General features: G+C 73.7%; 1 protein-coding gene. It reads left to right on the top strand.

Annotated elements, in window-relative coordinates:
• A partial coding sequence (locus tag KBI52_RS00655) for a methylmalonyl-CoA mutase family protein (protein WP_247654085.1) occupies positions 1-396 on the top strand: 396 nt, incomplete at both ends.

The following is a 396-nucleotide window of genomic DNA, read 5'->3' as shown; positions in this document are numbered from 1 at the left end:
GCGGCACGCCGGGCGCTGTCCTTCCTCCTCGTGGCCGATGCGGACGAGTTCCTCACCGTGGCGAAGCTGCGGGCGCTTCGCCGCCTGTGGGCGCGCGTGGAGCAGGCCTGCGGCCTCGAGCCGAAGCCGATCCGCCTGCACGCTGAGACCGCCTGGCGCATGACCACCCGGCGCGACCCTTGGGTGAATATCCTGCGCACGACGATCGCCGCCTTCTCCGCCGGCATCGGCGGGGCGGACGCGATCACCGTGCTGCCCTTCACGGCGGCGCTGGGCCTGCCCGATGCCTTCGCCCGCCGGATCGCGCGCAACACGCAGCTGATCCTGCTCGACGAGTCGAACCTTGCCCGCGTGGCCGACCCGGCCGCGGGCGCGGGCGGCTTCGAGACGCTCACG

Origin of the sequence: Microvirga sp. HBU67558 (assembly GCF_018069605.1) — a bacterium.
In the GTDB taxonomy this organism is placed as follows: Bacteria; Pseudomonadota; Alphaproteobacteria; order Rhizobiales; family Beijerinckiaceae; genus Microvirga; species Microvirga terrae.
This window is presented reverse-complemented; position numbering and strand designations above follow the sequence as displayed.